We start from the raw sequence: 26,894 nt of genomic DNA, 5'->3' as shown, positions 1-26,894 counted from the left end.
TGACATCATAGACCTAGGTTGGCACTGATATTGCAAAACTAAATTTGAACAATCATTCAATAATTTTAGGCGATTTTTATAGTGCAACTTGTTGAATTTAATAAAGCATCCGAAGCAGATGCAAAAACTTTTTTAAAGCACTGTGTACAAATTGAAAGCTGGGCAGAACACATTGTGGCGCAGCGCCCTTATACCTCTGTCACGCAAATCACAGAGCAAGCAGTAAAAGCTGCAAATGCTTGGACTTGGGATGAAATCAAAAATGCTCTAGATAACCATCCACGGATTGGTGAAAAAAAGGCACAGGCAGAATTAAGTTGTTTGGAACAACAATTTTCAAATCAAGAACAGTCTGAAATTTCAGCAGATGAAGAAACTCAATTTGCATTGCTCAAAGGCAATGTCGCGTATGAGAAAAAGTACGGATACCTCTTTTTAATCAAAGCTTCTGGCCTCAGTAGTGAAGATGTACTACAGGCGCTGCAATATCGATTATTGAATGATCCTGAAACCGAAAAACGAATTGTTCATCATCAACTGGCTGAAATTGCCTTATTAAGATTAAAACAGGAGCTTAGCGCATGATTAGCTCACATATTTTAGATTCCAATCTAGGCAAACCCGCAGCAAACGTCAGCATTCAATTATTTAATGCACACGGAGAGTTACTAGGTTCAGCCCAAACCAATGCAGATGGTCGTGTCAATGATTTTGCGCTGAAGGACTTTACAGCAGGTGCTTATAGCCTTGAATTTGCGACTGCTGAATATTTTCAGACTTTAAATACCGAAACCTTTTTTCCAAAAGCTGTGATTCATTTTTATGTAAAAGATGCCTCGCAGCATTTTCATATTCCTTTACTCATCAGCCCATTTGCATATTCAACGTATCGTGGCAGCTAAGAGCAAAGTTAAAAAATAGGGGATATAAAAATGACAGAACAAAATAAAACAGTTTCACCAGAACATGAATATTTAGGCGCAGGGAAAAGCCTTGCCTATGGACTACAGCATGTATTAACCATGTATGGCGGTATTATCGCTCCGCCATTGATTATTGGTACAGCCGCGGGACTTGAACCTGCGCAGATCGGTTTATTGATTGCGGCGGCGCTTTTTGTCGGTGGCTTGGCGACCATACTACAAACCGTCGGTGTGAAATATATCGGTGCAAAATTACCCTTAGTACAAGGTGTTTCATTTGCAGGTGTGGCGACGATGATTGCCATAGTAACCGCAGGCGGTGGGCTTTCTGCTGTTTATGGTGCGGTGATTGTTGCATCTCTAATTGGCTTTTTTCTAGCACCTTATTTTTCAAAAATTATTCGTTTTTTCCCACCGATTGTGACTGGCTGTGTGATCACTGTGATTGGTCTTTCATTGCTGCCTGTCGCGGTACGCTGGATGATGGGTGGGAACAATAAAGCACCAGACTGGGGAAGTGCTGAGAACATCAGTTTGGCATTTTTAACTTTGGGTATCGTGATTGCGCTGAACTTAACCCGTAATGCAACTATCCGACGTTTATCTATTTTGTTAGCCATCGTCTTCGGTACGGTGCTGGCTTATGCCTTTGGCTTTGGCGATTTTTCTAAAGTTGCAAATGGTAACTGGATTCAATTTCCAAGCTTCTTTGCTTTCGGTATGCCAACTTTTGAGTTAAGTGCCATTATTGCTATGTTGATCGTGACTTTAGTGATTATGACTGAAACGACAGCAGATATTATTGCCGTTGGGGAGATTGTTGGTACTAAAGTGGATGCTGAGCGTATTACCAATGGCTTACGTGCAGATATGTTATCTAGTGCAGCAGCGCCAATCTTCGGCTCATTCATGCAAAGTGCTTTTGCACAAAATGTTGGTTTAGTAGCGATTACTGGCGTGAAAAGTCGCTTTGTTGTCGCAGCGGGTGGAATGATTTTAGTCGTATTAGGCGTTCTGCCAATTATGGGGCGACTGATTGCAGCGATTCCTGTCCCTGTATTAGGTGGTGCTGGTTTAGTTTTGTTTGGAACGGTTGCGGCAAGTGGTATTCGTACCTTGGCGAAAATTGACTATAACGAGCAAAAGAACCTCATCATTGTTGCGACTGCGATTGCAGCAGGGATGATTCCAATTATCGATTATTCTTTCTATGCAAACTTCCCAAAATGGGTGCAAACACTCTTTCATTCAGGCATTAGTTCAACTTGTTTGATGGCGATTATTTTAAATATTGTGTTCAATCATCTGAATTTATTTAAAAATAAAGAAGTGACTATGGGCAAAGATCAGGTTAAAAAACCAAGCATGGCGATAGATGTGCAACATTAATCATGGCAGATTTTAAGTCTTGAACCATACGATGATTCATAGAATATAGTTTGTATAGAATAAAAAAAGCCCTCTAAATTGAGGGCTTTATATTGCGTAATATTTAAATAAATTAATACCAAGACATGAAATAAGATATTTACTAACAATTGGTTAAGTGATTTTTAGTCTATTGAACTCTAAGTATTTAAGCTAAAAATACATTAATTTGAAATGTGAATAGGCGTTGGGAACGGGAACACATCACAATTATGTCCAGTCCCAATACGATCGATGACGGCAAAGCTACTTGGTGCTTCGAGTGTCAGGAGAGGATGATGCCATGTTCCTGCACGATAGTTGACTCCTTGGCTACCATCAGTGATGAAAGCACATAGCTGTGTAAGATCAGGGCTGTGATCATCCAACGCAGGTGCAACTACCACTAAAAAAGCCTGCGCTTGCATTGGAATAAACGCTTGTGAGCCGTTGGGATGCCGCTCTAACATCGAAATCGTAAAAGGCAATTCAGTGGTTTTGATATTTCTAAAGAGGCTAATTCCAGCAACCGCATCACCTGAAATTTCTGTTTCCACGAGGGCATGATATCGCTCTGTATGTGCGTCATTGATGTGGAAAAAATCATGTTCAATCGTGCAAATGACCTCTCCAAAAGGCGCAAAGCCTTCAATACTTAGAGCTTGTATTTTTATGCTGTGTGTCATGTTTAGATATCTTATAGGGCATTTAATTAAAAAAAATTGAAACAATATACATATGAAGCACGAAGGCTTCCTATGTGATTAACACTGTAATTAAGGATGTATTTTTCCCCATAACCGTATGCGACTAATCCCCCCGTCAGGAATCATATTGATGCGGATATGCGATATTTTTTCATGCTTTAAAATCTCACTGACGAAGCTATGAATGTGATCCATCTGCATGTCTTGTGCATCGAGTAAAAACGGCCAGAACATACTTTGCGGAATCAGTTGAGGGTCAGTGGCATCTTCTACATAGATCGCTTGTATGGAAACCTGCGCAGGGAAGTTGCCTTTAAAATGGGCAGTATCAATATCAATTTGCTCTATTGCACCAGATTGACCCAAAGCCAAAATACACCAGTCAAAACCTGGTGCACGGCGACGTTTAGTTTCCCAACCATCTCCCATATTGATGCCGCGACCAGGGTTAATTAAGTTTCGTGGATGTCCAAAATGAGCATCACTATAAGCAATAACACGTCCACCATTTTCTAGTGCAACGAGGTCTAATGTGCTCGTACTGTCTTGAATTTGCAACTGAACTTCACCATAGACTTTAAATCGCGCAATACCGCCGTCTGGATATATATTTAAACGTACATGGGTAAACACCTGATCAGTTGAGACCTTCAATATATGGTGTTGGCTCGGGCCCAATACGGTATTGCCTAAGATATTGACCCATGCTGCCTGTGCTAGTTCACCACTCGGTGCAAAACAGGCTTCAACTGATGCGGAAGCTGGATAATTCCCTGTAAAGAATGTTGTATCAATATCTAAGGCTTGAATTCGACCAGCAACACCGAGTTGGATGATTGCCCAATCATAACCTGCATGGCGTTTACGACGCGTTTCCCAACCATCCATCCATTTGCCATGATCATCAAATTTATCTTCGACAAAGATTGGTGCATTAAATTGCAGCATGCGTTTTGCTTCTGCAAAAAAATCATCTGAACAATCAAGTATTTTTGCACCAATACGGTCATCAGCTAAATTTGTAAGTGTCTGTAACTGTACAGGAATATCAAAACTTGGTGCGAGTAAAGTCGCCATATATAAAATCCATTCACTATTTTCATTTAAAACATATGCATTTTGTTTTCAGTGTTAAAAATTTAACATTTGATAAAAACAAGCATTTACACGTGTTTAGAAGCACAGCGTGTGCCAACTTTAGATTTTTTATTGCTTTTTTGAAAAAATGGCATGCTTTTCGCTTTTTAGGAGAAAGATATTTAAAAAAACACAGGGGAGTTATAGATGGACATTACAATTATTGGTGCAGGTATGGCGGGCCTAACGACAGGGATCGCTTTGAAAAAATTTGGACACCAAGTAACCATCTATGAACAGGCAGAACAAATTTTACCTGTTGGAGCCGCTATTTCTTTATGGTCTAACGGTGTCAAATGTTTGAACTATTTGGGGCTAACCGAACAAGTGGAAAAGCTCGGTGGCAAGATGGATCACTTAGCCTATATCGATGGTTTAACTGGCGATGTTATGACGCAGTTTAGTCTGTTTCCTTTAATCGAAGAAGTTGGACAGCGACCTTATCCCGTTTCACGTGCTGACTTACAAAATATGCTTATGGATGAATTTGGTCGTGAGAATATTCATCTAGGCAAAAAAATGGTGAGCTTCTCAGAACAAGACGATCAAGTGATCACGCGTTTTGCTGACGGAAGTGAGGTTCTGGCTGATTTATTGGTTGGCGCCGATGGTACACATTCATTGACACGGGCGTATGTATTGGGGGAACAAGTTGAGCGCCGCTATGCAGGTTACGTCAATTGGAATGGTTTAGTCGACATTTCAGAAGAATTTGCTGCGGCAGATCAATGGACGACATTTGTAGGAGAAGGTAAACGTGTTTCGCTGATGCCCGTTGCCGACAACCGATTCTATTTCTTCTTTGATGTCCCTTTAGCAGCAGGCTTAGAAAATGACCGCACACAATATAAGGCCTTATTTAAAGAATACTTTAAAGGTTGGTGTGAACCGGTTCAAAAGTTGATTGATGCCGTAGATGCCCAAAAAACCAATCGGGTAGAAATTCATGATATTGAACCTTTTGCAGATTTCTACAAAGGTCGCGTGGTGATTGTGGGTGATGCAGCACACAGTACAACGCCGGATATTGGACAAGGCGGCTGCCAAGCAATGGAAGATGCAATTTATTTAGCTCGTTCTTTGCAAATCAATACTTTGGGCTTACAAGATTCATTGCGTCGTTATCAAAATAAACGTAATGAGCGTGCCAATGAATTGGTTCTGCGAGCGCGTAAGCGTTGTGATGTGACCCATATGAAAGATGAAAGTGTGACGCGTGAATGGTATGCAGAACTGCGTAAGGAACAAGGCAATCATATTATGAAAGGTATTATCAGTAATATTGTAGGTAATCCATTGGATTAAAAAAATAAACTAATAAAACTTTAGCTTTCAGCAGCCAGTACGAATTATTCGCACTGGATTTTTTTTACAAAAAATTAAGTGACAAAAAAGCTTAAATAATGCTTTTAGGGGTTCAAAGATTTTAAATTGATCTTAATTTCTTCCATTTTTTCCACCAAAAGATTAATCATGATCTGAGAAATTCGAGAGGTTTGGCGTTTCGATGCGACACATAAAGCGATGGTCAAACTGTGTAAGCCTTTTTCACGGATCGGTTTAAAAATAATCTTATTATTCTCAAGCAGTGGCAAAGCATCCATGTATGACATCAAACTGATGCCTAATTGTTGCTGAACCAATGACAATATCATTCTAATGTCATTACATTCGATCTTTTGAATCGGACTAAACTTATGATGTTTATATAAAGTTTGTACATATTCACTAATAATGAGTGGATCACTCGGCAAAATATGCCGTTCATTTAACGTATCTGAAAGATAAATTTTATCCATTCCACCCAAGGTATGATGCGGCGACATCACAAAGCCTAACGGAATTTCTATAAAGGATAAAATCTCTAATTGGCTATGGCTTTTCGGATTTAAAATTATGCCAAAATCTAATTCTGCATCGACGATTTTTCTGGAAATGTCTTCACTGCTATTCATGCTGATGTTGAGGTTGATCCACGGATAAGTCTCAGCCATCTTTTGAATACAGTCGACGACAAAACTGTCATTCAAAGCTGCAATAAAGCCCATTTCAATGTTTCCACGGTTTAAGCCTTGGATTTCATCAAATCGAGTTCGTGTCAGTTGATATTCTTTTTGCCATTTTAATAAATCGGCATATAGTAATTCACCCGCGAGCGTCAGTTTTAAGCCCTGAGGTAGTCGTTCAAATAGGGCAACCCCCAGTTCTTCTTCTGCCAAAACGATTTGTCGATGTACTGCCGAGACTGAAATAAAAAGTTGTTCAGCAGCTTTGCGTAGACTCCCAGTCCGTGCAACCGCCATAAAATATTCAGAAAATCTAGAAAAAGTAATCGACATACAGGCTTCAATCTCTATCGCGTGATCAGCGAATCATAATGTTATGCATTTAAAGCGATATTCATGCCAGCTTTATCAAATCGTGCAGCGCTCAATGCTTAATGTTCTAAAAAATAGAACAATCTATGCAAATCATTCTAATAGACAGAAATGTGTTTAGAATTTAATTTCGACTTAGAAAATAAGGATTTAGCAAAATTTAAATAGCGCTAAATGCTGAAGAAATATTGAAAATGTCGAGATGAACTATGAATGCCATTCCTGTACTCAATTTATTTACCCAACCTCAGTGCAGTACATTTGATGCCAACGACTGGAATATTTTGGCGCAGCATTGGTATCCCGTTGCACGTGTAGAAGATGTTTCAATTGAACCGCAACAAGTGCAATTACTCGATGTAAAAATGGCGTTATATCAAACTGAAAGTGGAAAAATTCATTTGGTTCGTGATATCTGTCCACATCGAGGGGTGCCATTAACTAAAGGCTGGGTTAAGGGTGAAGACATTATTTGTCCATATCATGGTTTACATTATAACGGCGCAGGAAGGTGTGTAAAAATTCCTGCACAGCCAGAGCTGACACAAATTTCAGAGCGTTTTTCATTAACTAAATTTCCAGTTGTATTGAAATATGGATTAGTGTGGACCAGTTTATTTAACCGAGATGAATCTACGGCCAATTTTCCAAATTTAGACACGTGGGATACCGAGCAGCACCAATCGATATTGCCACCTTATGTAGATATTGGTGGTTCAAGTGGACGTCAGCTCGAAGGCTTTATTGATGTTGCACATTTCGCATGGGTGCATCATGAAAGCTTTGCAGACCGTGAAAACCCAAAAGTGCAAAAATATTCGACAGTGCGTACAGACTATGGACTACATACAGAATATCTCAGTGATGTGAGTAATTATCCGCATGGCTTACAACATTTAGCGCCAGAAGATTTTTTATGGAAAAGAACATTTGATGTCTATCCGCCATTTTCAGCAATTTTAACCATCGATTTTCCTGAAAATGGGGTGTTGAAAATATTAAATGCCTGTTGTCCTGTATCGCATAATAAAACCCGTTTATTTGTGCCTTTAACTCGTAATTTTGATACCACAGGAGATTTACAAGCGGTCTATGATTTTAATGCACAAATTTTTGCTGAAGATCAAGACATGGTGGAAAGTCAAAAACCTGAAGAATTGCCACTGGATATCAGTATGGAGGCGCATTTCGAAGCAGATCGCTCATCGACAACCTATCGTCGCATATTAGCTGAATGGGGGCTAAGCAAACGTTATACCGTTTAATTTTTATTTTCGAATAATTTCATTCTTGGTTTTCATACAAAAAAAGCGACTCAATCGAGCCGCTTTTGACTTTGTACATAAAGGATTAGTTTACACGTATCCATGTTTGGCTGCGTCCAAGCGCAGATACACCAATATAGCCACGACCATTCAAGGTCTTGCCGTCATTCGACATTTTGGCATTGAAACTATAGGTTTTACCATTTTTCGGGTCAGTAATTTTACCGCCGTCATAGGTATTTTTACCGGTATTTTTCAAACCATTGACGATTTGCACACCGAGTAGTGGTTTATTGTGGAATTTACCTACACATTTTTGGCAGTTTTCTGCTTCACCCGGGGTGAGTACATCAACGATTTTTGCAGATAAAACGCCCTTTGATGTTTCATTAAATTGAACTACAGATAAAGGTTTTTTGGTTTGGTCATCGATGGTTTTCCATTTAGTACCATGCAATGGATCAGCAGCCAAAGCTAAGCTAGACACCAGTGACAAACCGATTAGGCTAAGAGTTGTTTTTATCATTTTAGAACCTCTATTGAACATAATAAGAGATGTGCATCCCTGATCTTCCAAAGGGTGGATACACAAGACTTGGAAAATTACAAAGCATCAGCCTTGTTGTCTTCAAGGGCTATATTCACAAAAAAATAAGTATATATTGTGGATTTTATATACTGATTTTGAATATGTAGAATCTGGATCGTGTAGAAAAATAGAATAAATGTTGAGCTTTGTTTATAACATTTGGGATTTGTATCACTTTTATAAATATCAAACGCTGTTTGAGCTGAAAAATTTAGAGCTACAATCCCAAAAAAAGCCGGAGCTAAAAGGCTCATTTAAGTTTTCAATTTTTGCTCTAATCATGTTGAATTACATTAATTTGATTTGAAGCAATAACGCTAAAGAGCTATGTATAGCATTCATATTTTACAATTAAATAAAATCATTTCATTCATAGATCAGTTCTCGTTAAGCTTGTGTTATGAATAATATGAAAATGCAGCTTGTTCACTGAACGAGATTAAGTGTGTATAGGAATAACGATGAAAAATTTTAACAACAAAGTCGCAGCCATTACTGGAGCAGGTTCAGGTATTGGACAGCAATTAGCCATTCAACTGGCTCAATCAGGTGCGCATCTAGCATTAAGTGATCGCAACCTCGACGGCCTTGCACAAACGGCTGAAATGATTAAGCACACCGGTGTGAAAATAACTCAGACCCAGTTAGATGTATCTGATCGTGCCGCTGTCGAGCAATGGGCGGCTGCAACCCAAGCTGAATTTGGCCAGGTCAATTTGATCTTTAATAATGCAGGTGTCGCGTTAGCCAGTACTGTAGAAGGTATGCATTATGATGAAATTGAGTGGATTATGAATATTAATTTCTGGGGCGTGGTATATGGGACAAAAGCATTTTTACCGTATTTAAAACAAAGTGGCGATGGACATATAGTTAATATTTCCAGCTTATTTGGTTTGACGGCTCAACCGACTCAAAGTGCCTATAATGCAACGAAGTTTGCGGTACGAGGTTTTACTGAATCTTTACGCCAAGAATTAGACTTGGAAAATGCTGGAGTCAGCGCAACTTGCGTGCATCCGGGTGGGATTCGAACCAATATTGCAAATAGCGCGCGTATGAGTGACAGTATTCGTGCGTTAGGGATGAACCCAGATAGGGCAACCAAAGCATTTAATAAAGTGCTAAAAACACCGCCTGAAGTCGCAGCAAAAGTCATTTTAGATGCGGTAAAGCAGAATAAACGTCGAGTTTTAATTGGTAATGATGCCAAAATTATTGATTTAATTCAGCGAATTGCACCTACACGTTATGCCCAAGCCATAGATCTACTTAGTGGTAAGAAAAAACGTAAATAATTCAAAGATAAGTAAAAAAGGGATGATGCAACATGATCCCTTTTTTATCCTATAGAGCTCTTAATTTCGAATATTGAATTTTTAAGTTTAAATGACAAGAAAATCAAAAAATTGAGTTTTCGATTAAACAAAGAAGATGTAGTGTTCCATCTTCTTTGTATTGGCAATGCGTTTGGACATTATGAACTTTTAGAATCTTGAGTCGTTGTCATCGGTGCTTGTGTGGCTACTCGTTTGGTCAAAATGACATGTGCAGCGACACCGATACAAATCCCCCAAAATACTGAGCTTAGCCCTAAAAAATGCATACCTGAGGCTGTCGCTAAAAAAGTAATTAGCGCCGCATCACGGTTGGCCTCATTTTTCATCGCAACGGAAATGTTTGTTCCAATCGCACCTAATAACGCTAAACCTGCAAGTGCAGCGACCAACTCTTTAGGTAATAGGCTAAATAACATGACAATACTGCCTGCAAATAAGCCGCCTAAAATATAAAAAATACCATTGGCAATACCAGCTATATAACGTTTTTCTTTTAGTTCATGTGCATCTTTGCCCATACACATGGCTGCGGTAATAGACGCTAAAACAATGGTAATGCCTCCGATACATGCTACAGCGAGCGAGGCAATACTGGTCGCAGTGATAATGGGCTTAGCTGGCGTGTCATATCCACTGAGTTTCATGATCGCCATCCCCGGAAGGAATTGACCACTCAGACTGACTAAAATTAAGGGAATCGCCAAATTTAAAGTCGAGTTCCAAGTCCAAACTGGAGCAATAAACTGCGGTATAGCGAGTTGAAAATTCACATCAACAGGATTAATTTTTCCTAATGTAAAACTCAGGATGACACCAGTCAGTAAGACCCAAATCATCGCGTAGCGTGGCGAAAGTCTTTTCGAAATAAGAAAGACCAATAACATGCCAAAGACAATGATCGGCATACTATCTGTCGCAGTGAACAGTCCAAGTCCAAACTGAAATAAAATACCTGCCATCATTCCCGCAGCGACATCTTGAGGAATCCATTTTAAGAGTTTGTCAAAATAGCCAGTGATGCCAATCAAGAAAATAACAATAGCGGACGTGATATAAGCTGCTATGGCTTCATTCAGTGAAATATTCGGAAATAGGGTGACTAAAAGGGCTGTACCGGGCGCTGACCACGCGGTAATCACCGGGGTTTTATATTTAATAGAGAGATAAATACCCGCCAGCGCAGCACCAATAGAAATCCCCCAAATCCATGAAATCATCATGGCTGGGGAAACTTGAGCTTTTTGTACGGCTTGGAAAAAAATAATCAGTGGGCCTGAATAGGAGATCAGCACGGCTAAAAATCCTGCAACCGTCGCTGAGATCGACCAATCTTCTTTTAATGTTTTTAACAGGGGTGCCATCGCTTTTGCCTCCATGCGACTATGTCAATGAGCCTGTTGAATTTAACCAATGAAGGTATAGCGTTTAACCTTGATCTCCACCACCAACAGGGACGACTGTTCCTGTCATATAAGATGAATCATCGGATGCCAAAAATAAGATGGCATTCACTTGTTCCTGAATTGTGCCATAGCGTCCTAAGAATGTACGGTCAATGGTTTGATCGACCACGTCTTGCATCCATTGTTTTTCATGATCTGACAATGGATTGGTATTTCTTGGTACTTTTCGTGGTGGGGCTTCTGTGCCACCTGTGGCTACGGCATTGACTCGAATACCATCTTTGGCATGTTCAAAAGCGAGAGCAGCGGTTAAGCCATTAACCCCACCTTTTGACGCTGAATATGGCACACGGTTAATACCACGGGTTGCAATAGAAGATACATTTACAATTGTCCCTTGCTGATTTTGAATCATTTCAGGTAACACGGCTCGGCAGCACCAGAGGGTTGGAAATAATGAACGATTAACTTCCTTAATGATTTCTTCTTCTGAAAATTCTTGGAAGGGCTTCATCCAAATCGCACCGCCAACGTTATTGATTAAAATATCAATTCGGCCATATTTTTCAATGGCTTGAGCAGCAACTGATTGAGCGCCTGCAAATGTTTCAAGATTGGCTTTAACAATAATGGCATCGCCATTGTGGGCTTGAATATCGTTAAGCGTCTCTTCAACAAAATCTGAGAGATCTGCCAATACCACTTGAGCGCCTTCTCGAGCCACTTGTAGTGCTACTCCACGACCGATACCTTGAGCGGCACCGGTTACGATGACAACTTTATTGTTAAATCTGGCTTGTTCTGACATTAAACTATTCTCCCTTAATTCGCTGAGAATTTTTCAAACAAGAAGTTTGCAGGTTTAACGCCTTCGGTATCTAACCAGCCACGTACCGCTTCGACCATCGGCACAGGACCACAGAGGTAAATATCTACATCGCCATTGTTTAACCAATCTTTTTCAACATGACTGGTCACATAGCCTTTACGTTCATGTTGTGACTCAGGGTGAGCGACCACAGTACGGTATTCGAACCATGGGAGTTTGCTTTGTAATTCATCGAGTTTGTCTTTAGCTACGATGTCAAAGTCATTGGTTACGCCAAATACAAGACGAACAGGTTGCTCAGACCCTTTTTCTTCAAGCACTTGTAGCATGGACATAAACGGCGCAATACCTGTACCACCTGCAAGCATGACCACTGGGCGGACGACATTACGCAGATAGAAACTACCAAAAGGTCCTTTGAAGGTCATTTTGTCGCCGGCTTTCGCATCGGCACTCAGGAAAGTACTCATTTTGCCTTCAGGGACATTACGAACCACGAAGCCTGTTAAACGATTGCCCGGCTTTGAACTAAACGAATACGAACGAGTTTCTTCAGTCCCCGGAATGCCGACATTGACGTATTGACCTGCCAAGAAGTTAATGTCAGGTTGACCTTCATCCAGTTGAATATCAAAGGTAATCGTAGAATCCGACATATTTTCAACACGAGACAATGTGCCTTGAAACTCATGAATTTCAGTTTTACACACGTCAGATGATGCACTGATTTGGAAAACAGCATCTGAACTTGGACGACATTGGCAAGCTAAAATATAACCTTGCTCAGCTTCTTCGGGGGTTAAAGCATCTTCGATATAAGATTCTTCAGGCATGTCGTAAGTACCCGACTCACAAAATGCACGGCATGTCCCGCATGCGCCATCACGGCAATCTAGAGGGATATTGATTTTTTGACGATAGGCTGCGTCGGATAGGGTTTCACCTTGAGCAACACTAATAAAACGAGTAACGCCATCTTCAAATTGAAGTGCAACATTATGGTTTGACATGGCTGAATATCCTTTTGAAAATCTGGTATAACGTGTCCTTTCAGCCAAATATCCTTCTGGCTGAAAGTAAAACCTTGCTTAGTGAAATAAGCTTTTAGAGGTGATAAATATCAATAACTTGGTTGATATAATCGTTTTTCAGAACAACATATTTGTTGAGGATTTTTGGCTGCTCACCTGAAAAATCAATTTCATAACGTGACATGCCAAAGTAGCTATAGTTGGTTTTGTAGCGGAAACTTAAGGTGTTCCAGTTAAAACGCACCGTTACGTTGTCGCCATCACGTTCAATAATCTCGACGTTATTAATGTTATGGCTGGTTCGTGTATCCGGCATCGTGGCAGATGAACGCTCGGTTTTAATGCGGAAGACACGGTCTTCTAAACCTTGACGGTCTGGATAATAAATCAAAGAAATCTCAGACTGTGGATCTTCCGTGAGGCGGTCATCGTCATCCCAAGCCGGCATCCAAAATGATGCAGATGGGGCATAGCACTCTAGCCATTCATCCCACTGTTCATCATCTAAAAAACGCGCTTCGCGGTAGAGGAACTGAGATACAGCTTCAATGCTTACGCTGTCTAAATGTGCAGTTGCATTCATGCGACATCTCCTTGTTCATTTGCGACTTGTTCAGCTAGTTCTTTTTCTTCAGCGATGGCATGTTTCATGGTTTTTAACCAATATTGATGCTGAGCAAGGTAAAGACCTTCATCTTCCGTTTTGATGCCACTTAATAGCGGTTTTAATCCAATTTCATTGGCTGCATCATCCGGTCCATGAATCCAGTGTTTTGAACCACGGCACATGTCGTTCCATTCCAGCTCAATTCCTGCATAACCGGCTTGGCAGGCACGGAATTCTTCTAAATCATCAGGTGTTGCCATGCCTGAAGCATTAAAGAAGTCTTCATATTGACGAATACGACGTGTACGTGCTTCTGGCTCTTCACCAACAGGGGCGATACAGTAAATCGTGACTTCAGTTTTATTGACAGAAATCGGACGTAAAACTCGAATTTGTGAACCGAATTGATCCATCAAATAAACGTTTGGATAAAGACATAGGTTACGTGAACGTTCAATCATCCATTTCGACATCGGCGCGCCAAATTTTTCAGTATATTCATCGGCTTTACTAAAGTTTGGACGGTCTTCTGGGTTTGCCCATTGGGTCCATAACAACATGTGACCACTGTCAAAACCATAAGAACCACCACCTTGCTTGCCCCAAGAACCTGCACTCATGGCACGAATATTATCTGCCGCTTGTGCTTCTTTACGGTGCTGTGTGGTTGCTGCATAGTTCCAATGCACGGCTGAAACGTGATAGCCATCTGCGCCATTTTCAGCTGTCAGTTTCCAGTTACCTTCATAGGTATAGGTAGATGAACCACGTAAAACTTCCAAACCGTTTTCCGACTGACCTTCGATCATGTCGATAATTTTGGTGGTTTCACCTAAGAATTTTTCAAGGCTTGGCACATCAGGATTTAAGCTGCCAAATAAAAAGCCTTTATAACTTTCAAAGCGCGCGACTTTTTTCAAGTCATGTGAACCATCTTGGTTAAAGCAATCTGAATAACCCGCTTCGGCAGGGTCTTTAACTTTGAGTAATTTACCTGAGTTATTAAAAGTCCAACCATGGAATGGACAGGTGTAGGTTGCTTTGTTGCCTTTTTTATAACGACATAACTGTGCGCCACGGTGTGAGCAGGCATTGATCATGGCATTCAGTTCACCATTACGGTTACGTGCAATGATGATCGGCTGGCGACCGATATGAGTCGTGTAAAAATCATTGTTATTTGGAATTTGGCTTTCATGTGCCAAATACACCCAGTTACCTTCAAAAATGTATTTCATTTCAAGATCAAATAACGCTTGATCAGTAAATACTGAGCGGTGCAGTTTAAATTCACCAGTGTCAAAATTATCGACAAGAAGTTCATCAATACGATCTAGATGGCTGGTGTTAATTACAGGAATACGTGGCATGTCCATTCTCCGACTGTCCAATGAGGGGATAGTCGCCGAGTTGTCAAACTTGGATGAGACAGCTCGGCTTCCTTTGAGTGAGTAATTAAGCGCTAGCGCGTCGACGATCTACTTCAGTATTTGGTGCAGCAGCTTGTTCTTTAACTAACTCAACATTAAAGCTAATGTGCTTAAACGGTTGGTTTAGACCACGACGTGCAATTTCAGCTTCGTCTGTGATATCAACAGCAGTTGCCACCAGACCATCACGAGTTGCAAAGGCAAAGTCGTCCCAAAGGTATTTATCACCTTCGATGTTAAATTGAGTGGTTAGCTTGCGGTAACCCGGTGCAGAGATAAAATAATGTACATGTGATGGACGGTTACCATGACGGCCTAGTTTGTCTAAAACAAATTGAGTTGTGCCTTCTGGAGGACAGCCATAACCAACTGGCATCGTGGTTTGTGCAACATATTTTCCGTCTTGGTCAGAAAGAATCGTACGGCGAAGGTTAAAGTCAGATTGAGACTTATCAAAGAAAGAATAGTTACCTAGGCTGTTGGCATGCCAAATTTCAACTTTAGCGCCTTCAATGATGTTGCCTTCGGTATCTGTCACTGTACCTTCAATAAACAGTGTTGGACTTTTATCGGTTTCCGTACCATCATCCATACGAGCAAAGCCCACTGATTCAGGTGCGCCAGCCACATATAAAGGGCCTTCAATGGTACGTGGTGTACCACCTGTAATACCTGCTTTCGCATCGGCTTCATCGGCACGTAAATCAAGGTAGTGCTCTAAACCTAAACCAGCGGCTAAAAGACCTAATTCGTTCGCTTGACCCGCATCTGTAAAATACTCTAGACCTTTCCATAGTTCAGTTTGAGTAATATCTAGATCTTCAATCGCTTGGAATAAATCACCCAATAAACGTACCACAACTTGCTGTACACGTTGGTCAACAGGCCCTGTCGCTGTATCTACGTTCATTTGTTTAACCAGAACATCAATCTCTTGACGGTTCATACTATATCTCCTTAAGTATGCATTTAAGTATGGGTGGCTATCGCTCGATAAAAGAGGTCTTTGGCTGCCACGTTCCTTGTTTGGTTGTCTAACAATACTTTTTAAGTTGTTTCGTGTAGCGGCTGAAGTTTCTTTCAGGTTATGGGCTGCACGATGTTTTTGATCTGTTGGATGGGATTAAATTTGCTTAATCCTGTCTATGTGATATACCTTAAAAGAATAAAATCTTCACGTCGAAGATCAAATTTGCATTTTATTATACTTAATAGGTATCGATAGCCATGGAACTAAGACACTTAAGATACTTTGTCGCAGTGGTTGAAGAGCAGAGTTTTACCAAAGCGGCAGAAAAACTATATATAGCTCAACCACCTTTGAGTCGGCAGATTCAAAATTTGGAACATGAGCTTGGAATTCAGTTATTTGAACGCGGTAGCCGTCCGCTTAAGACCACAGAAGCAGGCCAATTTTTTTATCATCATGCTTTAAAACTTTTGTCTAATGCGGAAGAAATTAAATCAATGACGAAACGAATCGGTTTGACAGAGCGGACCGTGACGATCGGTTTTGTGAGCTCTTTATTGTTTGGTTTACTCTCGAATATTTTGTATTTATTCAAACAACAACATCCACATTTAAAAATAGAAATGGAGGAAATGGCCACCACTGAACAAATCAAAGCATTAAAGGAAGGTCGTATAGATGTCGGTTTTGGGCGTTTGCGTATTTCAGACCCCGCAATTAAACGGGTTTTACTTCGTGAAGAACGCTTAGTAGTTGCTTTACATGCCAGTCACCCTTTGGCACAAAAAAAGGAAGGGGTATATCTTGCAGATCTGATCGATCAGCAATTGATTTTTTACCCAAATCACAACAAACCGAACTTTTCGACCCAAGTACGTGGCATATTTTCAGAGTATGGTTTGGAACCTAAAAAAGTACGTGAAGTACGTGAATTACAACTGGCATTGGGCTTTGTTGCGGCGAACGAAGGGGTTTGTATCACCCCAATGAGTGCTCAAAGTGTGCAATTAACACATTTAACCTTTGTTCCTATCTTAGATGAAGCCGCGATTAGCCCTGTATTTATGGCTGTGCGTAATATGGATGAAAGCGAAGATATTCGTGGTTTATTTGATAGTGTTTATCAAGTATATGATTTAGAAGCGATTCCTTATGATCGTGCTGTGTTTTAAGTAATGTGTTGATAGACGTTCAGATGAACTGCACATATGAAATGATCTATTTAAATAAAGCGGAATCAAGGGATTAATTTGTATTCAACTTTTTAGGTATACAAACATGCCTAATCGGTTTTGGACATTAAGCACCGACTTATTCATTGTGAAAAGCGAATTTTACAAGCTTCACAATTAGGAGGTGGGCTATGCAAAACCAGAAAATTAATATTAATACCTTGGTTGATGAAGCCAAATTTACGCCATTTCATTGGGGTGTTTTGATTTGGTGTCTTTTGATTATTATTTTTGACGGTTATGACTTGGTGATCTATGGCGTTGCCTTACCGTTGTTGATGCAAGAGTGGTCATTATCTGCGGTACAAGCCGGCTTACTGGCAAGTACGGCTTTATTTGGCATGATGTTTGGTGCCATGTGTTTTGGCACACTGTCCGATAAAATTGGTCGCAAAAAAACCATTATGATCTGCGTCGGTATTTTTAGTGGTTTTACCTTCTGCGGTGCTTTTGCAAGTACTCCAGTTGAGTTTGGTATTTTACGCTTTCTTGCCGGTCTAGGCATCGGTGGTGTTATGCCGAACGTTGTGGCGTTAATGACGGAATATGCTCCTAAACGTATACGCAGTACCTTGGTTGCACTAATGTTTAGTGGTTATGCCATTGGTGGTATGGCTTCAGCATTATTGGGTGCTTGGTTGGTGCCAGTATATGGCTGGAAAATCATGTTTTATATTGCGATTATTCCATGTCTAGCACTGCCTTTAATTTGGAAATTCCTCCCTGAGTCATTGATGTATTTAACCTCTAAGCATCAAACAGATACGACTCGAACGATTGTCTCTAAAATTGCCCCTGAACAAGTCCTCACAACAGATACTCAATTTGTACTCAATGAGGTTTCTGAAGAAGACAAAGCACCGTTAAAAGCTTTATTTCAACAAGGCCGTAGTTTCAGTACGTTTATGTTCTGGATTGCATTTTTCATGTGCTTATTGATGGTTTATGCACTTGGAAGTTGGTTACCAAAATTGATGATTCAAGCCGGCTATTCGCTTGGTGCAAGTATGATTTTCCTCTTTGCGCTGAATATTGGTGGAATGGTAGGTGCTATTGGTGGTGGTGCTTTGGCAGACCGATTCCATATCAAAAAAGTACTGAGCATCATGTTTATGTGTGGCGCGTTGGCTTTAATCTTACTGGGCTTTAACAGTCCGCAAATGGTTCTGTATACCTTAATTGCTGTTGCAGGTGCAGCTACTATTGGTTCGCAAATCCTACTTTATACCTTTGTCGCACAATACTATCCAACTACGGTACGTTCTACAGGTATGGGCTGGGCATCGGGGATTGGACGAATTGGTGCAATCGTTGGACCGGTACTTACTGGTGCGCTGTTAACGATGAATTTGCCGCATCAAATGAACTTCTTGGTGATTGCCATTCCGGGTGTCATAGCTGCATTGGCGATCTTTATGGTGAATTTGCAAGCGTCTGTAGAGGCGTCTACTCAAGGTCAATCGCCAAAGCTCAATACGCAAGCCATCAAAAATCCAGCGAATTAAGCATTCTTAAATAAATTTAACATTACCCAAAATTTTAAATTTCCAGGCCCTGATGCACAGCATGAGGGCTAGTGGAAAATTGTGACAAAAAATAAGGAATGGGCATAGCCCAAATCGAGGTCAGGATGAAAACTCAAAAGCTAAATTTAGTCAAAAAAACCTTTAAAATGAAACCGGTGATACTAGCTTGTGCAGCCGCGTTCCCCATGTGGACACATGCGGCAGTCAGTGAGGCTGAAGTCGAACAGTTGCGTGAAGAAGTCAAAGCGTTAAAAGCCATGATGCAGCAATATGTTCAGCAGAAAAACACTTTGTCGAGTGAAATCAAAGACGTAAAACAACGACCTGTAGTTGCTGCGCAGAATCAAAAACCGACTCAAACACCAAGCCTGAGTTTAAATACCAAATCGGGCGCTGAGTTTAGCTTGTATGGCAATGTGCGAGCAGATGCATCTTATCAGGCAGAAGGCGGCAGTTTATCTCGCCTGTATAACCAAATGAATAGTGTTCCGCTAGAAGGGAATGCTGAAAGTTCAGATCGTTTAAAAGCAACACTTGCTGCCACACGTTTAGGACTAGACTTTAAAACATCGACTCAAGTGGGAGATGTAGGCGGTAAAATTGAAGTCGACTTTTTGGGGGCAAATGATGGACTACGTATTCGTCATGCCTATTTAACCTATGGTGATTGGTTGGTGGGGCAAACATGGTCTAACTTTGCTGTACCTGATTATATGCCTGAAACCATTGATGCATTGGGCTATGTCGGTGGTGCTGTTAAACGTACACCGCAAGTTCGCTATAGTCACAAATTTAGTCCAGAGACAAATCTTGTACTCGCTGCCGAAGATTCTAAGGATGACAGTTCAAACATACGTTTGCCTGCATTAACAGCGCGTTTAAACCATAAAATGACAGATACGCTGATGTTAAGCGCACGTGCGATGGGTGCTGAAAAGAAAACGGATACGGATACAGAAACCGCATGGGGGCTTGGTCTGGGCGCAAAACTAGATTTGACGGATAAAACAGTGCTCAAGGCGGATTATTACCATGTCAAAGGCGACAGTAGTTTTGTGTCATGGACCAACCAAGGTTTTGTCACTAATGCGGATAAAGACATCATCGCCACCAATGAATTTGACTCGATTACAGTAGGTTTAACTCAACAAATTTCAGCACAATGGCGCGGAACATTGGGCTATGGTTATATGAAAGCAGATAATAATGCTGATTATGTCAACTCATTAGTCGATAAAACCAAGGCCAATAAAAACTTGTGGCAAGCATGGGCAAATGTATTTTACAGCCCTGTTAAGCCGATTAGTTTAGGTCTGGAATATGTCTATGGTGAACGTGAAGCTTTTGGTGCTGCGCCAAATGGCAGTACCAAGGGTGAAGATAACCGAATCAATGCGGTCGCGATGTACAACTTCTAATGCCGTTACAGAGAATTGTTTAATTTAAATTGCCTTAGAAATTTCAATATCAATTTAACGAGAGTGTGATTGAAAGTATGTTCAGGATTTGACATCTAACTTTCCGAAAATCTTTCAATGCGTATTCTCAATCCATACACGCCCTTGATCTTTATCGATTGAGGGCTTTTATCTTATTTAGAAACTTTTATTTTTGACTAAAAAATATAATTATCTGTTTTATTTCATTTAACAAATCATTTGAATATAAAAATACGAAGAAGGATATTGATAAATATCATGAATTTTGAAATATTTTGATACATACATGATGATAAAACACACTATAATCCTTGCCGTCAATTTCGTTTCACTTAGAAGACGCAATCATGGATGTCCCTCAATTTTCCAAATATAACAACACGTCACTTAAGCTTTTAAGCCTGATGATGCTCACCGCGATGGCACCATATAGTGTTGCAGATAGCAATGTATTACCTGAAATCACCATTAACGTTGAACAAAGTTCAATGGATGATCAAATAAAAAAAGCACTGACTAAAGTAAATGGTGCAACCAATGCGATCGTTGCAGCAGACATTCAAGATATACCGAAGCGAACAAATGCTGATTTATTTAAAAATCAACCGGGGATTTACGCGGCATCTTCAGGGAATGAAGGGGTGAAACTGTCGATACGTGGCTCGGGGATCAATCGTGCACCGGGGGCGCATGCTTCAGGTTTGTATGTGACCTTAGATGATTTGCCATTTACAGGGCCAGGAGGAACACCTTATGAACTGCTTGAGCCGCTGTGGGTAGACCATATAGAGGTTTTACGAGGGGCTAATGGTTTAACACGTGGCGCATTAAGCTTGGGTGGTCTAATTAACTATGCTAGCCCAACTGGAAAAAATGCAGCAAAACTGTCAGTGCATCATGAAATGGGTAGCCATGGTTATCAAAAAAGTGAAATCAGCTCAGGACAACAAATCGGTGACTTAGACTATTATCTTTCCTTAACGCAAAGTGATGATGATGGTTATCAAGATCATGCCTCAAGCCAGAGCAAAGGTATATCGGCCAATGTGGGATATCAAATAAACCCTAACCTAGATACACGTTTTTATCTGCGTTACCGAGAAACTAAACACCAAACACCGGGACGTCTAACCCAACAACAGATTGAACAAGATCCAAAACAAGCAGTACCTCTAAATATCTCGCTGAATAATAATCGTCCGCAGCCGGGAAGTCTTTGGTTGGCGAATAAAACCAATATGACTTTGGACTCAGGCGATCGCTTACAGTTGGGGCTGGCCTATCATCATTATCCGATGGATTTGCAAGAAGGACTTTATAGTACTGATGTTGACTATGATGATATTAGTACCTTATTTAACTACCAATTTGACCGAACGCTATGGGGGCATGAAAGCCAAAATACTTTAGGTTTTCGGAGTACCACGCATTTGCCAGATGGTCAGGTCGTTGAACGCTTGCGTGTTGCGCAAGGCGCCTATACTGCGGGTACAGAAACGCGGCATTATACCTACCAAGGTGGTGACTATGTTTTACATTATGCCAATGCCTTGGCACTACACCCACAGTTTTGGCTCGATAGTCGTGTCGCATTGGCGTACACCCATCGTGAAAGTGAAGTGACATGGCCTGTGCAAAGCCATAAAGAAAATATTCGTGAATGGAATGTCCTGCCATCGCTAGGTTTTCGATATCAAATCCAACCTGAAACACAGCTCTTTGCCAATGTCAGTCGAAGCTTAGAAGCACCACATCCATGGGCTTTAATTTGGGGGTCGGATCAATACTTCCCAGATGGTAGTGGCGCAGCAACGGGACGCCAAAGAGCTCCGATACATTTGAATAGTCAGACAGCGAACACTCTTGAACTAGGTGGGCGTGGTCAACATGCACTGGGTGAGTGGAATATTGCATATTACTATTCACAGGTTAAAAATGAACTATTGGCCGTTGAAATCCAATCAGAGCCTAAAAAGATTATTGCTGAATCGAATGCTTCAGACACTGTCCATCAAGGGATTGAAGTCGGTTTAAACAGTTCACTTTGGCAAAATGATGCATATGGACAAGTTCAACTGAAACAAGCCTATACCTTGAATGATTTTCACTATAAAAATGATGCGGTATTTGGAAAAAATGAGCTTGCAGGTATACCAAAACACATCTATCAGGCTGAACTTAAATACGAACATCCTATAGGCTTTTATGCTGCGGTGAATACACTTTATGCCGCAAAGGTCGCAACTGACTATGCCAATAGTTTCTACGCAAAAGATTGGCAAATTTGGGGAGCATCCTTCGGCTATATACAACCACAAAAACAATATATGGCGTGGTTGGATTTTAGAAATATAGCCAATAAAAAATATGCATCTACAGTTACACCGGGCTATAACGATGCCGGCAAAGATCCTGCTCGTTTAACACCGGGTGAAGGTCGGGCAGTATATGCAGGACTGACGTATCATTTTAATTAAGCATCTTGTATTCAAATACAGTGATCCCTTGAAAAGCCTTATTCTGCGGATTTAAAAATAAAAAAGGGAGCCTATCAGCTCCCTTTTTTTAACTCTTTGATTGAGTTGTTAAGCAGTACGAGGCATATCTTGAATACGTCGCCATGGCTGAGCTTCTTCAATTTCATACGCCAGTTCGATCAAGGTTTTTTCATCACCGACATCGGCTGATATTTGCATACTGATCGGTAGTCCGTCGTTTTGCGTTTCTCCCATAGGAATCGACATACCCGGCGCACCCACCACATTTTGAATAGGTGTAAAAGTCACATAGTTCTGAATACGTTCAAATAATTGGTCAAACGGTAATTGAGGTGACAAATAGCCAATTTTCGGTGTGGTATGTGCAAGTACAGGCGATAGCAACACATCGTAATGCTTAAAGATTTCACGATATTGCTGCTGCATTTTCTTTAATCGATACAGAAATAGCGGGGTTTTATAAAAGTTCTTTTTATATAACATCGATAAACCAACGGTTAAGTGATCTAACTCTTTTGGATTAAAGTCAGCACCAAAAATTTTCTTGCCAAATGTACTCAGTAAAAAGGACAACATCCCCCAATATTCACTGAAATCTTCAACAAAGCTTAAGGAAAAAGGTAACTGAAGTTCTTCAACATGATGGCCTAATTTTTCTAAGAGTGCTGCGCTATGCATTAAGGTTGCAGTTGTTTCGCTATCTATTTGCCCTGTAATCGATTGCGGGACTAAGCCTATGCGTAGTCGACGTTTAGAAGGCCCATGAATCATGCCTATGCGTGGCAACTTTTTATTGTAATAACTTGACTCCATTCCTGCATAGAAATGAGCAGTATCTCGTATGCTACGGGTTAGGACACCTTCACTGATGATATTAATCGGAAGAGAACCTGCTGCTTCACTATCAAAAGTACGGCCACGGCTAGGCTTTAATCCAATCAAACCGCAGCATGCAGCAGGGATTCGAATCGAACCACCGCCATCATTGGCATGGGCAATTGGCACTACACCGGCTGCAACGAGAGCTGCGGAACCCCCTGAAGATGCGCCGCAGGAATAACTTAAATGCCACGGGTTATAGGTGGCTGATCCATCTTTATATTCGGTGCTGGCATTTAGACCAAATTCAGGGAGCTTGGATTTGCCTAATACGACAAAACCTTGATCTAAGATTTGTTGGCTAATTTGAGGGTTACGATCGGCTGGTTTTGAACCTATGGCTTTTGAACCATGGCGTGAGGGCAATCCTTGATAATCTAGATTATCTTTAAAGAAAAAAGGGACGCCCGCAAATAGACCATGTTCAACATATTGATTTTTCTTTAAAGCACGTTGAAAACAGTCCAGTTCAATGGCATTTAGATGCGGATTGACTTGTTCCGCACGTGTAATGGCCGCTTGTGTTATTTCTTGCACAGAGGCTTCTTTAGATTTGATGAGCTGTGCAATCCCTACAGCATCTAGATCTGTGAGTACATCCGAACTAAAGGCATGTATGCGTTGACTGTGTTTTTGATCTTCCATGAACTAACCTATTTGTTTTTTGAATTTTGGTAAATATTGAATGAATTCATTGTTATCTCAACAACAAATATATGTATTTGAACAATATCTGTTTGAGCATAATAATGACAATAAAAATTGTCAAATATTCGTCTGATCTGAGGAAAGTGCAGAGATTGTACTAAGGAGGGCATCTAAAGCCTGTTGAATCTCATCCTTCCATGCAAAGGAACAATTTAAACGGATATATTGAGTTTTGGCTTCTGATACGTTAAATAAACGGCCTGGAGCAACACCGATCTGCTGTTGAATTAAGGCTTCATAGACTGCCATACTTTCAACATTCTCCGGTAATTTTAACCAAAGAAAATAACCACTTGGATGATATTGTAATTTGCATCCAGTCGGTAGGCGGCTTTCTAAATAACGGTAAAACTGTAATTTATGTTGCTGTAGACTTTTTCTTAGGACCCGTAAATGTTTTTCATAATGATAATTTGAAATAAATTCCACCAAGGCATTTTGCAATAAGGTATTGACGGAAATAGTACTCATGAGTTGTAAGTGTTGAATCGCTTGAGAGTATTTACCTGCATGCACCCAACCCACTCGAAATGCAGCACCTAACGTTTTAGAAAAAGATGAGCAGTGTAAGACCATATTATTTTGGTCAAAGTATTTCATTGAAACAGGTTTCTTAGACGCATAATGCATTTCTTCATACACATCGTCCTCAACTAAATGCACATGATATTGGTGTAATAACACGGCAATTTTTTGCTTGATTTCATCGCTGACTGTAAAGCCCACAGGATTATGCGAATTCAGCATCAACCAACAGATCTTGACGGGATAAGTTTTTAGAATATGTTCAAACGCGGTTAAATCAAAACCGTCTTGTGGATGTTCAGGTAAGGTCACCACTTTAAGGCCTAAGCGCTCTGCAGCTTGCAAGGCGCCATAGAAAATATTTTGCTGTAACACAATATAATCACCCGGTGAGGCAATGGCTTGTAAGGAAAGATTCAGTGCATCCATACAGCCTGAGGTAATCACAATATCCTCTAGATCTGTGGCAATGCCTTGCATGCAATAACGCTGTGCAATCAACTTACGAAGGGCTAAATTTCCGGGTGGAAGATTATCAATGGCATCATAACTTTTGGGATTTCGGGAAATTTGCCCCATGATTTGGGTTAACTTTTTAGAAAAAACAATGTCTTGAGCTGGAAAGGCTGAACCCAATGGAATGATTTTTTCATCTTGTATCGATTTTAAATACTTAAAGACCAGTGAGTTAATTTCAACAGGAGTGTTTAAGGACACGATTTGAGTTTGTTCAGCCTCTATTTCGACTAAGCCTTGCGCCACATAGTAGCCTGATTTTTCACGTGCATAGATCAAGCCACGCGATTCTAATTCCTGATATGCATTCATGACTGTGATTAAACTAAAGCCGGACAACTGTACTTGTTCACGTAAAGAAGGGAGTTTTTCGTGCGCTTTTAAAGTGCCATTTTCAATCAGTTGACGTAGGTGCTGTGCGAGCTGTTCCGATTTATACATAGTCATCAACAAGTCAAGATTCTGTTATAAATATATCAGTAAAAGTTTCCCAGCATTATATTTTTATAACAGATGGGTCGGTACTGTTATATGTTTTTTCAAATTCACTGTATCTAGTTTTAAGCTTGAATTTTTTATAAGGTGCATAGACCAAAACACTTGTGGCGTCAAATGGTATGGAAGTTAGGGAGTTGAATATGTTTAAAGCCAGTGAATTAGAACTGTTACAATATTTACTGGTGGATGTTCCATTGACAGATTCAACGCTGCATCTGTTGCAACAACAGCATACAAATTTAGAAGCAGTGCTTTTACGCAGTCGAATTTTGCGTCAAGTACAGCAAGTGGGCTATGTCAGTATTTGTCAGGAGCATATGAATGCCAAGGCTGAAAATGCTGCTTTTTTATTTGCACCATTTATCCTAGCGAATTTGAATCAGAAGGTGATCTACGCTACACCGCAAAGCCCTGAAAATGTTGCAATATTAAATCGTTATTATCATGCTGAGACTAAACTTAGCGCATTTAAAGTTGATGATGTTTTATCGGGACTAAATGTCTACATTGAGCTACATAATGAACAACTATCGCCAGCAGAATACTTCTATTTTAGTTTGATCAATAGCTTATGTAATCCGAAAGTTTCCAAAATCATTTGTATTACACATCTAGATATCGACTTAGAAAAATTAAAACAGCTCGCTGAATATTTAGATGTTGAAATCCATGTCTTGGCGGATAAAGCTGAACCGATTGACTTTGATCTAAATAAAATCAATATGTTAAAGCTGCTATTTAAAGACAAAGATCAGCAATATATCGATTTATGCCAAAAATTTTCGGTTATTAACGCCAAAATTTTACAACGATTAGGTTTATATGAGTTTGACCGTGCGCAAGTCTTGGTAGAAGACATGTTTTATTCAGAGCATATCTTTGAAAAAATGTCGGTATACGGTGAATATATTCAAACGCATCTACAGCACCAAGTTAAAAAGCAAAGTCCTGCATAAGCGATTCAGATGGGAAAGTAATTTTATAACTGTGAATTGATCACTTTAAAAATGCAAAAAGCTTGTAAATGTAGACTTACAAGCTTTTTTTAAATTTAAAG

23 protein-coding genes are annotated in these 26,894 nt (G+C 40.3%); 11 read left to right on the top strand and 12 right to left on the bottom strand.

Annotated elements, in window-relative coordinates:
- Nucleotides 1-81: 81 nt before the first annotated feature.
- The 3 genes from uraD to AC4CU0_RS07795 are packed head-to-tail and all read left to right on the top strand — an operon-like array spanning nt 82 to nt 2,312.
- Nucleotides 82-585: a 2-oxo-4-hydroxy-4-carboxy-5-ureidoimidazoline decarboxylase gene (uraD, locus tag AC4CU0_RS07805; RefSeq protein ID WP_490742878.1), complete on the top strand. Its 504-nt coding sequence runs from the start codon at nt 82-84 to the stop codon at nt 583-585.
- The gene (uraH, locus tag AC4CU0_RS07800) at nt 582-902 is read left to right on the top strand and encodes a hydroxyisourate hydrolase (RefSeq protein WP_490742877.1); all 321 of its coding nucleotides are present in this window, start codon (nt 582-584) and stop codon (nt 900-902) included. The genes uraD and uraH overlap by 4 nt, the downstream gene beginning before the upstream one ends.
- A 30-nt stretch (nt 903-932) precedes the next feature.
- Nucleotides 933-2,312 (top strand): nucleobase:cation symporter-2 family protein, encoded by a 1,380-nt coding sequence (locus AC4CU0_RS07795; RefSeq protein WP_490742876.1) that lies wholly within the window; start codon nt 933-935, stop codon nt 2,310-2,312.
- A 203-nt stretch (nt 2,313-2,515) separates the two neighbouring features.
- Here AC4CU0_RS07795 and AC4CU0_RS07790 read toward each other — a convergent pair whose 3' ends face one another.
- Nucleotides 2,516-3,016 carry an ureidoglycolate lyase gene (locus tag AC4CU0_RS07790; protein ID WP_490742875.1) on the bottom strand — a complete coding sequence of 167 codons (501 nt, stop codon included), beginning with the start codon at nt 3,014-3,016 and terminating at the stop codon, nt 2,516-2,518.
- A gap of 90 nt (nt 3,017-3,106) precedes the next feature.
- Nucleotides 3,107-4,114 carry an allantoicase gene (alc, locus tag AC4CU0_RS07785; RefSeq protein ID WP_490742874.1) on the bottom strand — a complete coding sequence of 336 codons (1,008 nt, stop codon included), beginning with the start codon at nt 4,112-4,114 and terminating at the stop codon, nt 3,107-3,109.
- 207 nt (nt 4,115-4,321) lie between these two features.
- Here alc and hpxO point away from each other — a divergent pair, with 207 nt between their 5' ends.
- Nucleotides 4,322-5,479: an FAD-dependent urate hydroxylase HpxO gene (gene hpxO / locus AC4CU0_RS07780; protein ID WP_180050824.1), complete on the top strand. Its 1,158-nt coding sequence runs from the start codon at nt 4,322-4,324 to the stop codon at nt 5,477-5,479.
- A 104-nt stretch (nt 5,480-5,583) separates the two neighbouring features.
- Here the strand turns inward: hpxO and AC4CU0_RS07775 are convergent, their stop codons facing one another.
- Nucleotides 5,584-6,513, bottom strand: coding sequence for a LysR family transcriptional regulator (locus tag AC4CU0_RS07775; protein WP_078190745.1), 930 nt, complete (start codon nt 6,511-6,513; stop codon nt 5,584-5,586).
- Nucleotides 6,514-6,761: 248 nt separating this feature from the next.
- Between AC4CU0_RS07775 and AC4CU0_RS07770 the strand changes: the two genes are divergently transcribed.
- Nucleotides 6,762-7,817 (top strand): Rieske 2Fe-2S domain-containing protein, encoded by a 1,056-nt coding sequence (locus AC4CU0_RS07770; RefSeq protein ID WP_490742873.1) that lies wholly within the window; start codon nt 6,762-6,764, stop codon nt 7,815-7,817.
- A gap of 85 nt (nt 7,818-7,902) precedes the next feature.
- On the opposite strand, the gene AC4CU0_RS07765 is transcribed toward AC4CU0_RS07770, so the two are convergent.
- Nucleotides 7,903-8,343 (bottom strand): DUF2147 domain-containing protein, encoded by a 441-nt coding sequence (locus tag AC4CU0_RS07765; protein WP_168379617.1) that lies wholly within the window; start codon nt 8,341-8,343, stop codon nt 7,903-7,905.
- A 524-nt stretch (nt 8,344-8,867) separates the two neighbouring features.
- Between AC4CU0_RS07765 and AC4CU0_RS07760 the strand changes: the two genes are divergently transcribed.
- Entirely contained in the window at nt 8,868-9,704 is an 837-nt protein-coding gene (locus tag AC4CU0_RS07760) for an SDR family NAD(P)-dependent oxidoreductase (RefSeq protein ID WP_490742872.1), read from the top strand.
- A gap of 179 nt (nt 9,705-9,883) precedes the next feature.
- Here the strand turns inward: AC4CU0_RS07760 and benE are convergent, their stop codons facing one another.
- From benE to catA, 6 genes are all read right to left on the bottom strand, one after another.
- The gene (gene benE, locus AC4CU0_RS07755; RefSeq protein ID WP_490742871.1) at nt 9,884-11,107 is read right to left on the bottom strand and encodes a benzoate/H(+) symporter BenE; all 1,224 of its coding nucleotides are present in this window, start codon (nt 11,105-11,107) and stop codon (nt 9,884-9,886) included.
- A gap of 64 nt (nt 11,108-11,171) precedes the next feature.
- On the bottom strand, nt 11,172-11,957 hold the full coding sequence (gene benD, locus AC4CU0_RS07750; RefSeq protein ID WP_180027182.1) for a benzoate diol dehydrogenase BenD: 786 nt from the start codon (nt 11,955-11,957) through the stop codon (nt 11,172-11,174).
- Nucleotides 11,958-11,971: 14 nt separating this feature from the next.
- The gene (gene benC, locus AC4CU0_RS07745; protein ID WP_078190731.1) at nt 11,972-12,988 is read right to left on the bottom strand and encodes a benzoate 1,2-dioxygenase electron transfer component BenC; all 1,017 of its coding nucleotides are present in this window, start codon (nt 12,986-12,988) and stop codon (nt 11,972-11,974) included.
- Nucleotides 12,989-13,082: 94 nt separating this feature from the next.
- Nucleotides 13,083-13,592: a benzoate 1,2-dioxygenase small subunit gene (benB, locus tag AC4CU0_RS07740; RefSeq protein ID WP_490742870.1), complete on the bottom strand. Its 510-nt coding sequence runs from the start codon at nt 13,590-13,592 to the stop codon at nt 13,083-13,085.
- Nucleotides 13,589-14,986, bottom strand: a complete 1,398-nt coding sequence (gene benA / locus AC4CU0_RS07735) for a benzoate 1,2-dioxygenase large subunit (RefSeq protein WP_490742869.1) — start codon at nt 14,984-14,986, stop codon at nt 13,589-13,591. Before benA ends, benB begins: the two co-directional genes overlap by 4 nt.
- Before the next feature lie 85 nt (nt 14,987-15,071).
- Nucleotides 15,072-15,992, bottom strand: coding sequence for a catechol 1,2-dioxygenase (gene catA, locus AC4CU0_RS07730; protein ID WP_490742868.1), 921 nt, complete (start codon nt 15,990-15,992; stop codon nt 15,072-15,074).
- Nucleotides 15,993-16,273: 281 nt separating this feature from the next.
- On the opposite strand from catA, the gene AC4CU0_RS07725 reads away from it, so the two are divergent.
- The 4 genes from AC4CU0_RS07725 to AC4CU0_RS07710 all read left to right on the top strand — a co-directional run bounded on the left by AC4CU0_RS07725 (nt 16,274) and on the right by AC4CU0_RS07710 (nt 22,690).
- On the top strand, nt 16,274-17,188 hold the full coding sequence (locus tag AC4CU0_RS07725; protein ID WP_180022865.1) for a LysR family transcriptional regulator: 915 nt from the start codon (nt 16,274-16,276) through the stop codon (nt 17,186-17,188).
- Nucleotides 17,189-17,379: 191 nt separating this feature from the next.
- Complete coding sequence (locus AC4CU0_RS07720; protein WP_180004495.1) at nt 17,380-18,753, top strand: MFS transporter; 1,374 nt, start codon at nt 17,380-17,382, stop codon at nt 18,751-18,753.
- Between the two features lie 125 nt (nt 18,754-18,878).
- Nucleotides 18,879-20,192 (top strand): DcaP family trimeric outer membrane transporter, encoded by a 1,314-nt coding sequence (locus AC4CU0_RS07715; RefSeq protein ID WP_490742867.1) that lies wholly within the window; start codon nt 18,879-18,881, stop codon nt 20,190-20,192.
- A gap of 368 nt (nt 20,193-20,560) precedes the next feature.
- The gene (locus tag AC4CU0_RS07710) at nt 20,561-22,690 is read left to right on the top strand and encodes a TonB-dependent receptor family protein (protein ID WP_490742866.1); all 2,130 of its coding nucleotides are present in this window, start codon (nt 20,561-20,563) and stop codon (nt 22,688-22,690) included.
- A 108-nt stretch (nt 22,691-22,798) separates the two neighbouring features.
- Here AC4CU0_RS07710 and AC4CU0_RS07705 read toward each other — a convergent pair whose 3' ends face one another.
- Both AC4CU0_RS07705 and AC4CU0_RS07700 read right to left on the bottom strand, forming a co-directional pair.
- The gene (locus AC4CU0_RS07705) at nt 22,799-24,235 is read right to left on the bottom strand and encodes an amidase (RefSeq protein ID WP_490742865.1); all 1,437 of its coding nucleotides are present in this window, start codon (nt 24,233-24,235) and stop codon (nt 22,799-22,801) included.
- A 120-nt stretch (nt 24,236-24,355) separates the two neighbouring features.
- The gene (locus AC4CU0_RS07700; protein ID WP_490743480.1) at nt 24,356-25,780 is read right to left on the bottom strand and encodes an aminotransferase-like domain-containing protein; all 1,425 of its coding nucleotides are present in this window, start codon (nt 25,778-25,780) and stop codon (nt 24,356-24,358) included.
- Nucleotides 25,781-25,977: 197 nt separating this feature from the next.
- Here AC4CU0_RS07700 and AC4CU0_RS07695 point away from each other — a divergent pair, with 197 nt between their 5' ends.
- On the top strand, nt 25,978-26,793 hold the full coding sequence (locus tag AC4CU0_RS07695; RefSeq protein ID WP_490742864.1) for a hypothetical protein: 816 nt from the start codon (nt 25,978-25,980) through the stop codon (nt 26,791-26,793).
- The last annotated feature ends 101 nt before the right edge of the window (nt 26,794-26,894 follow it).

The organism is Acinetobacter sp. LipI_15, from assembly GCF_058242865.1.
The sequence above is the reverse complement of the archived record's forward strand: the minus strand, read 5'-3'. Positions and strand labels throughout refer to the sequence as shown.